Source organism: Halomonas sp. BC04 (assembly GCF_000568385.1).
Genome location: NZ_AZQX01000150.1, coordinates 1 through 8,258, shown reverse-complemented (window position 1 = coordinate 8,258; position 8,258 = coordinate 1). Strand labels below are relative to the sequence as shown.

Sequence of the window (8,258 nt, the reverse complement as noted above, 5' to 3'; positions counted from 1 at the left end):
GCCGACAGGCTCTGGCGCGCCTGGCGAGCTGTCGCCCAGCTGTCACCCAGAACCCTGGTCGAAGAGGGTTTCAAGGGTGGCGCGCTGGGCGAGGAGCTGGCCCGACGACGTCGGGCCATTCTCGCGCAGGTGCTCGGGCGGCTGAACGCCCGAGCCTTTGACACTTCCTTCGTCTCAGCCGTCGGCGCGAATGCGGGCGATGATTTCCCGCAGTCGCGCATCGGCCTCGTCGTTGGCGATCTGACAGGTGCCGGCATTGTAGTGTCCGCCACCGCCGTAGGCCAGGCAGAGCTCGCCAATGTTGGTGCGGCTGGAGCGGTCGAGGATTGACTTGCCGATGGCAAACACGGTGTTCTGCCGCTTCAGCCCCCACATGACGTGAATGGAGATATTGCACTCCGGGTAGAGGGCGTAGATGACGAAGCGGTTGGTGGCATAGATGGTCTCTTCGTCGCGCAGGTCGAGGACCACCAGGTTGCCGTGAACCTCCGCGCAGCGCTTGATCTGCTCCCGGGCCTTGTCGCTGTGTTCCCGATACAGCTCGATGCGCTCCTGCACGTCCGGCAGGTCGAGAATCTGCTCGATACTGTGCTCCCGGCAGTAGTCGATCAGCTTCATCATCAACTGGTAGTTCGAGATGCGGAAGTCGCGGAAGCGCCCGAGTCCGGTCCGTGCATCCATGATGAAGTTGAGCAGCACCCAGCCTTGCGGATTCAGTACTTCCTCGCGGTTGAACTGGGCCGAGTCACCCTTGTCCACGGCGTCCATCATGTCGTCCCAGCGGGCGGGGAAGGCATCGTGACCGCCATAGTGGCGCCAGACCACCCGGGCGGCCGAAGGGGCGTCGGGGTCGATGACGTGGTTGTCCGCCCGCTGCTCGTTGCGCAGCGTCTCGCTCAGGTGATGGTCGAAGGCCAGGTGGCAGCCGGGCACGTAGGCAGGTTGGTGGTGATGTCCCGCTCGCTGATTTCGATCTTGCCATCCTGCATGTCCTTGGGGTGCACGAAGAGGATGTCATCGATCAGGTCGAGATGCTTGAGCAGGGCACCGCATACCAGGCCGTCGAAGTCGCTGCGTGTCACAAGGCGGAATTTGGCAGACATTCTGGTTCCTTTTCTTGTTCATTGGGGCTCCTTTACGAAGCATTACCCAAGTTTACCTAACTGTCTGAGCTTGCCAACTAAATCCGACAGGCCACAGGCGCTGCTCGGGGGCATCGAAACTGGCCCAGAGCTCGCCGTAGGTACGACCATCGCGCGGGTGACGCACCTCTGGCAGCAGTTCGGCCAACGGCTGCAGCACGAAGGCGTGCTGAAGTATTTCTCCTCGCGGTAGTTCGACCCCGTCATGCTCACCGGTCAGGTCCCCCACCGTCAGCAGGTCGATGTCCAGGGTACGAGGACTGAACTTGGGGCTCTCCTTGCGCCGGCCATTGGCGAACTCCAGGCGCTTGCACCAGGCCTGAAGCTCGCCGATCGGCCAGTCGCTCTCGAAGGCGACGACAAGATTGAAGAAGTTGCGCCCATCCTCGAAGCCCACCGGCTCGCTTTCGAAGACACGGGAGACCGCCAGGCTGCCGAAGGTACCCGCCAAGGCATCCAGACAGATGCGAACGTGAATCTCACGATCGATGTTGCTGCCGATGCTGGCGCTGATCAGGGCCATCACGTTTCCCCTGGCCGGGTACCGCGTTCGATGCGAACGCCAACCGCGGTGGCGGCGGGTACGGCGCCAGGTTTGCGCACCGTGAGGCACAGCCAGGGAATGGCGAACTCGTCACGCAGTGTCGCCGCGAGCCGCTCACTGAAGGTTTCCACCAGGGCGAAATCGTGATCGTCGGCGAAGCGGGCGACCCGCTGGCTGATGGCGGCATAGTCAAGGGTGTGGGCAATATCGTCACTGGCTGCGGCGGGGCGAATGTCGGTGGCCAGTTCCAGGTCGAGCAGCAACCGCTGGGTGATGGTGCGCTCCCAGTCATAGACGCCGATCACGGTCTCCACAGCGAGCGACTCGATCAGTACACGGTCCATGGGGTCTCCCCGTAGGCAGAAAATGCATTGGGCATCCGATTTGGCGCCCGATTGTACGTGAGCCGTCGGGGGGATGACAGAACGATGGCCTGTCTTAACGAGACCGGGGGTGGCAGAATCCAGTCATGAGTATGGCAGGAGACAAGTACAGGTGACATCGGTCGAATGGCTGCTGCCGCTGCTGGGGTTGGGCTATCTCAGCGGTTCCTGGCTGGGCGCCTGAGCGTGTGCCGAATGGCGGGCGTTGAGGATCCGCGGCTGGCCGGTTCCCGTAACCCGGGTTTCTCCAATGTGCTGCGATTGCATGGCCGCCGGCTGGCACTGGCGACCCTGCTGCTGGACGCCTGCAAGGGTATGCCGGTGCTCTGGCTTTCCCTGTGGCTTGGGCTGCCGCCCTGGGCCCAGGGCATGGTTGGCCTGGCGGTGCTGCTGGGCCACAGCTATCCCCCCTGGTACCGTTTTCGCGGCGGCAAGGCCGTCGCCAGTGCCTTTGGCGTGATGCTTGTCCTGACGCCCTGGGTGGCGTTGTGTTGTGCCCTGCTCTGGGCAGTCCTGGCTTGGCGCGTGCGCACCGCCGCGGTGGCCTCCCTGGCCAGTGCCGGCCTGGCGCCACTGGCCAGCGTCTGGCTGGCGCCGGACTATGTCATCGTGGTGATGGCCTTTACCGTGCTGGTGCTGGCACGGCATATGCTGAATATCCAGCGCCTCAGGCGCGGCGGCGAACAGGGGCTCTAGTAGCCGGTCGGTGCACGAAGGGTATCCATTGGCCAGCGTGGTACCGCCTTCATGATGCCGGTCTCATCACATTCGCCTGCCAATAGCCGCTGAGTGCCCACGTAGGCGATCATGGCGCCGTTATCGGTACAGAAGCGGCCGCGCGGGTAATAGGCCTGGGCGCTGCGCTTGTCGGTCTCCCGTTCCAGCCGTTCCCGCAGGCGCACATTGGCACTGACGCCCCCCGCCATCACCAGCCGCTTGAGGCCGGTGGCATCCAGCGCACGGCGGCACTTGATCACCAGCGTATCCACCACCGCCTCCTCGAAGGCGCGTGCCACGTCGGCGCGGGCCTGGTCGTCCAGCGCGCCATCCTGCTCCAGCCGCTTCAGGGTGGTCAGGGTATGGGTCTTGAGCCCCGAAAAGCTGAAATCGAGCCCCGGGCGGTCGGTCATGGGACGCGGGAAGCGAAAGCGACCGGGGTCGCCCAGTTCGGCGAGCTTCGCCACCTGTGGGCCGCCTGGATAGGCAAGCCCCAGCATCTTGGCCGCCTTGTCGAAGGCCTCGCCGGCGGCGTCGTCCACCGATTCGCCCAGCAGCCGATAATTGCCCAGCCCCTGGACCTCGACCAGTTGGGTGTGGCCACCCGACACCAGCAGGGCCACGAAGGGAAAGGCCGGCGGCGAGGTTTCCAGCATGGGAGCCAGCAGGTGCCCCTCCATGTGATGGACCCCCAGTACCGGAATGCCCAGTGCACGTGCCATGCCATGGGCGGTGCTGGCGCCCACCATCAGGGCGCCGACCAGTCCCGGACCCGCGGTATAGGCAATGGCATCCAGCTCGGTGCGTGTGACGCTGGCCTCGTCGAGCACCTGCTGTATCAACGGCAGCAGCCGACGGGTGTGGTCCCGCGAGGCGAGCTCGGGCACCACGCCGCCGTATTCGGCATGCATGGCAACCTGGCTGTAGAGCGCGTCGGCCACCAGGCCTCGTTCGGTGTCGTAGAGCGCGACGCCGGTCTCGTCGCAGGAGGTTTCGATGCCGAGTACTAGCATGGGGTGGACTCGCGGAAGAGATAAAGCGGCATTCTAACAAACTGATCCCGGCTGGGCTGTGGTTTAGTGTTCTCTCGAGGGCAAGGACGACATCATGGCTCCGGTCATTTTCCTGAAGAACGTAATTTGGATCACAAGAATAGTGCCAGCGTGTCGTCATCAACGCCGAGGAACTCGCTCCTGTTCCGGGCCATGGCTTCAGGGGCTGGTATCGAGAACAGCATCTTGGCGTACTACGGGGAGGGCAGTGAGTGAGAAGGCCTCCTGTACCTGGGCGAGCAGTGCCTCGCCCTGGCAGTCGCTTGCCAGCCAGCCTTGGAGCAGGCCGCTCTTGACGAGCTCGGTGACCTGGGCGGTGTCTTCCGGAGCGGCAAGGGCGAGACAGGCGACGTCGGGATAGAGGGCCCGAATGCGCTTGAAGAACTCCAGGCCCGGCATCTCGGGCAGGTGCAAACCGCCGACCACCACGCGAATGCCGTTCAGGGCGAGCAGGTCGAAGGCTTCATTGATATGCGTGGTGGCCAAGGGGCGGTAGCCGGCCTTCTGCAACGGGGTACACAGCGCGGAAAGTGCCTTTGCATCGGTATCCATCAGCAGCAGCGAGCGGTCGTCGGCGGCGGAATTACTGTCGGGCAACGTCATGCGTCGCCCTTCCTTCAGCAGGGCCTCCAGCTCCCTCGCCGGCAGCGGTCGACTGAACAGGTAGCCCTGCAGTTGGTCGCAGCAATGGCGGCGCAGCGTAGCGGCCTGGGCTTGGGTTTCCACCCCTTCGGCCACCACCTGAAGACGTAGCCCGCGCCCCATGGCGATGATGGTCTGGGCGATGGAGGCCTCATCCGGGGAGGTGGTGATGTTGGTGATGAAGCTGCGGTCGATCTTCAGGGTATCGAAGGGGAAGCGGCGCAGGTAGGCCAGGCTGGAATAGCCGGTCCCGAAGTCGTCCACGGCCAGTTGCACGCCGAGGGCCTTCAGTTCGTTCAGCACTCTGATGGTCTCCTCGGGGCGCTCCATGACCGCACTTTCGGTCAGCTCCAGCTCAAGCAGTTCGGGGGGGAAGCCAGTTTCGGCCAGAACCCTGTCGACCAAGGCGGCCAGGTCCACCTGCTGTAGTTGACGGGTCGAAAGGTTGACCGCCATATTCAGCCGGCCAAGCCCCTGCAACTGCCAGGCCCGACCCTGCAGGCAGGCTTGGCGCAGGGCCCACTCACCCAAGGGCTGGATCAGGCCGGTATCCTCAGCGATCGGGATGAACGTCATGGGCGAAATGTTGCCTTCGCTGGGGTGGTGCCAGCGGGCCAGGGCCTCCATGCCGACTACCTCGCCAGTGGCCAGGTCCACCTTGGGCTGGTAGTGCAGCTCGAGGGCGTTGTCCTCGAGCGCACGGCGCAGGTCCTGCTCCAGAGTCAGGCGCTGCTGGGCCGCCGCATTAAGGTCCTCGGTAAAGAAGCGATAGGTATTCTTCCCCTCCCGCGCTGCCAGGTGCTGGGCCGTGGTGGCGTTGCCAAGGAGGGAGGCGAGATCCTGGCCGTCCCGGGGCAGCACGCTGATACCGGCATGCATGCTGATACGCAGATCGTGGCCTTCGATGGTCAGGGGGCGGGAGACGGCATCGATCATGCGCTGGGCAATGGCGGCGATGCCTTGGGAGTCGGGCGCGTCGGACAGGATGACGACGAATTCATCCCCCGCATAGCGAGCCACTATATCCTGCTGTCGGGCGCACTCTGCCAGCCGTTGTCCGACCGCCTGCAGCACCTTGTCGCCAACCCGATGGCCCAGGCTGTCGTTGAGCAGGTGGAAACGGCTGATATCGAGAGACAGCAGGCCGACCCGTTTGCCTCGCTGCAGGGCATGGCTTGCCACCTTGTCGAAGTGCTGGGCGAGGAGGGAACGGTTGGGCAGATTCGTCAGGCTATCGTAGAAGGCCAGATGGTTTATCTGCTCCTCCATCTGCTTGCGTTCGCTGATGTCGTACTGGATGCCCACGAAATGGGTGATGATGCCGTGGCGGTTGCGCACCGGACTGATGGAGGTCAGCTCCCAATAGGGTTCACCATCCTTGCGCCGGTTCAGCACTTCTCCTTCCCACACCTTGCCTTGCTGAAGCGTCCTGCGCAGGTTGCGGTACTGGCTGCGCGGAAGTCGCCCGGGCTCAAGCAGGGGAATGCGCTTGCCCTTGATCTCTTCCGGGGCGTAGCCGGTGGTACGCGTGAACTGAGGGTTGACGTATTCGGTGATGCCATTGGCATCGGTGATGACGATAGAGCTGACGCTTTGATCGATGGCCTGGTTGAGCTTCTGGAGCTCCTGCTCCGCATGGATGCGCTCGGTGACGTCTCGGCCATTGGCGACATAGTGGGTAATCTCGCCAGTCGGGTCGAACAGCGGTGAAACGGCAATCTCCTCATAGTACGACTCGCCGCTGGCGCCCAGGTTGATCAGTGTGGCGCGGAAGGTATCGCCGTTTTCCAGGGCGTCGCGGAAATCCTGGTACAGCTCGGGTGGGTTGCGTTCATGGCTTTTGAAGAGGCGCACGTTCATGCCGAGGATGTCTTCTCGACGGTATCCGCGCATCTGCTCGAACGCTCTGTTGACGTACTCGATTTCCCGGTGGTGATTGGTGATGATGACCGAGTCTGCGCTTTGCTCGACGGCGTGAGAGAATTTTCGCAACTCTGCCTCGGTCGCTTCTCGTCGTTCGATATCCTCGACAAGGCTGGTGCGCAGAGATTCGAAGGCCTTCGCCAGGCTGCCAATCTCGTCACTGGAAAACGCCGGTAACGGCTGTTTCAAGTCTTTGGCGACATGACTCACCGCTGTTTCGAGGCGCAGCAGCGGATGGAGGATGCGGCGCCTGATAGACCAGACGGCAAAGGCGAAGATGCCTATGGCGGTGAGAATGGAGAAGGACGCCATGGCCAGTGACAGCATGACGCTGTCACGCAGCCTGTCGAGGTTGGTTCCGAAATGATCGCTTACGGTTTCCGAAAGCGACAGCACGGAGCCGATACCCGCTGTGGCTTGCTGGTACCACTCGGCTGCACTGACCGGATAGGCGTCGCCTTCACTGTCGGCTTGATAGATGGCAAGGCGAAGGGCCTGGTACTCATCGAGGAAGCTGGCATCCAGCTCGGCTCTTGCCCTTGTCAGGGCAGGTATGTCAGGCAATTGCTGGATCAGGGTCTCGACTCGGGCAAGCGAGGCTTCGACGATGTCGCGATAGCGCAGTAGCGTCGCTCGTTCCGGCCCGCTCAGGGGGCGCTGCCCGGCGATGGCCGAGCCGATGATTGCCCGTTCTCGCCCGGCATACTCGCTGACATTGAACAGGGCATCCTTGATCAGCGGATTGGTGGTGTAGGAGTAGATGTTGTCCGGCATGGGGTGGCCGGTGGCGTCGCGTAGTTCCGACAAGGCCTCGATATAGCGTGTTGCCAGAGCGATCCACTGGCTTTCATCGAGTTCCGCAGCCTCGCTGGCGATCCGCCGGTCGACCTGCCCGCGTGCCGTTTCCATCGTCTCGTGGTGCTGGGCAAGTTGTTGCAGGCCGCGATGCAAGGGATGAGTGTCGTCGATTCGAGAAAGGCCCGGCAGTTCAGAGGCCGCAGCCAGGATGGAACGATAGAGTGTATCGACATCGTGTCGTTGCCGGGCCATCTCGTACATCATGTCCGGACTGGCCTGGGTCGGGTGAGAAAGGATGGCGGCGGTGATTCCGCGCTCCATGGCCATGACACCGCTCGCGCGAAGGGAGAGGTCAGCCACCTGGTTGCTCTGGTGGACCCACTGCGCGGCACTCAACTTGGCCCGGATCTCGCGAATTTCCCAGCTCGAGCCCAGCAGAATCAGCAGTCCCATCAGTGTCAGCAGAAAAATCAAGAGATTGCGAATGGTCATTTGTGGCACCACGCAATGGCCCTGCCCCGCGCTCCGTTAAACGCCATTGGCCAGCACTCGCGACAAAAATTGTTAAAATTCTTTACGAATCCGTAATGGAACGCTACCCCGGCGGGTGGTCCGGGGCAAGCCAAAATGCCAGCGCAATGGGCGGGGTCAACCTTTCCTCGCCTTTCACCACCCTGCGTTTGCAAAGACTCGTTCCGGCGTCTAGAATACTGTGCGCTGTAGGACTGGGTCGTGCATCCGGCAGGAGAGCTTCCGCTATCCTCATGTAGTCTGGACATCGGTGGCTTGCTGCCGGTCTGGATTTCGTGATGACGGGAGTCGTCCAGAGAGGGTGTGCGTACAAACCGAACTCAAGACATTTTAAGGTAGGTGAGTGCTTAATGCCTTCTGTAAAAGTACGTGATAATGAGCCGTTTGACGTAGCGCTGCGTCGTTTCAAGCGTTCCTGCGAAAAAGCCGGCATTCTGTCCGAGGTTCGCCGTCGCGAGCACTACGAGAAGCCGACTGCAGAGCGCAAGCGCAAGGCAGCCGCCGCGGTGAAGCGTCACGCCAAGAA

5 protein-coding genes and 2 pseudogenes are annotated in these 8,258 nt (G+C 62.6%); 2 read left to right on the top strand and 5 right to left on the bottom strand.

Annotated features, from left to right (window positions below; translation table 11 throughout):
* Nucleotides 1-174 precede the first annotated feature (174 nt).
* From Q427_RS10635 to folB, 3 genes and pseudogenes are all read right to left on the bottom strand, one after another.
* Nucleotides 175-1,103: pseudogene (locus Q427_RS10635) on the bottom strand (exopolyphosphatase).
* Nucleotides 1,104-1,155: 52 nt separating this feature from the next.
* Nucleotides 1,156-1,665: a 2-amino-4-hydroxy-6-hydroxymethyldihydropteridine diphosphokinase gene (folK, locus tag Q427_RS10630; RefSeq protein WP_043513682.1), complete on the bottom strand. Its 510-nt coding sequence runs from the start codon at nt 1,663-1,665 to the stop codon at nt 1,156-1,158.
* On the bottom strand, nt 1,665-2,030 hold the full coding sequence (folB, locus tag Q427_RS10625; RefSeq protein ID WP_043513681.1) for a dihydroneopterin aldolase: 366 nt from the start codon (nt 2,028-2,030) through the stop codon (nt 1,665-1,667). The genes folK and folB overlap by 1 nt, the downstream gene beginning before the upstream one ends.
* 172 nt (nt 2,031-2,202) lie before the next feature.
* Between folB and plsY the strand changes: the two are divergent.
* Nucleotides 2,203-2,765, top strand: a pseudogene (gene plsY / locus Q427_RS10620) (glycerol-3-phosphate 1-O-acyltransferase PlsY).
* On the opposite strand, the gene tsaD reads toward plsY, so the two are convergent.
* Entirely contained in the window at nt 2,762-3,799 is a 1,038-nt protein-coding gene (gene tsaD / locus Q427_RS10615) for a tRNA (adenosine(37)-N6)-threonylcarbamoyltransferase complex transferase subunit TsaD (protein WP_043513678.1), read from the bottom strand. The pseudogene plsY and the gene tsaD overlap by 4 nt on opposite strands.
* A 198-nt stretch (nt 3,800-3,997) precedes the next feature.
* A complete protein-coding gene (locus tag Q427_RS28785) occupies nt 3,998-7,693 on the bottom strand; it encodes an EAL domain-containing protein (protein ID WP_051496289.1) in 3,696 nt (1,231 codons plus the stop codon).
* Between the two features lie 389 nt (nt 7,694-8,082).
* Here Q427_RS28785 and rpsU point away from each other — a divergent pair.
* A partial coding sequence (gene rpsU, locus Q427_RS30025) for a 30S ribosomal protein S21 (RefSeq protein WP_081785940.1) occupies nt 8,083-8,258 on the top strand: 176 nt, incomplete at its 3' end.